Annotated in this window: 1 pseudogene; it reads right to left on the bottom strand. The window is 50.7% G+C overall.

Annotated elements, in window-relative coordinates:
* Positions 1 to 129: 129 nt before the first annotated feature.
* A pseudogene (locus A6F49_RS18125) lies at positions 130 to 306 on the bottom strand (IS1634 family transposase); the annotation flags it as partial.

Raw genomic sequence — 306 nt, 5'->3', positions numbered from 1 at the left:
CGGCGAGTCCTACCGCGTCAAAAACGCCCTAATGAAATAACCCCTTATCGCCACTTTGGCAGGAAACCCTGCCAAAGTGGCCGGATTCTTATCGCTTTAATGGCCGACTTCTAATTGACAAAACACAGTCTGCAGATATCGTGCCATGGCTAGAGCACAAAACACGATGTTAAGGTGGCCATCGATCATGTCTTGGGTGCGGTGAAACATGGGGCGTGCTTCCAGATCATGCTTGGTCAGTCGGAAGGATGCTTCGACTTCGAATAACGCATGATAATGCGCGATGACTTCAGCGTCGGCCAGGAT

Origin of the sequence: Enteractinococcus helveticum (genome assembly GCF_001657475.1) — a bacterium.
Classification (GTDB): Bacteria; Actinomycetota; Actinomycetes; order Actinomycetales; family Micrococcaceae; genus Yaniella; species Yaniella helvetica.
The sequence above is the reverse complement of the archived record's forward strand: the minus strand, read 5'-3'. Positions and strand labels throughout refer to the sequence as shown.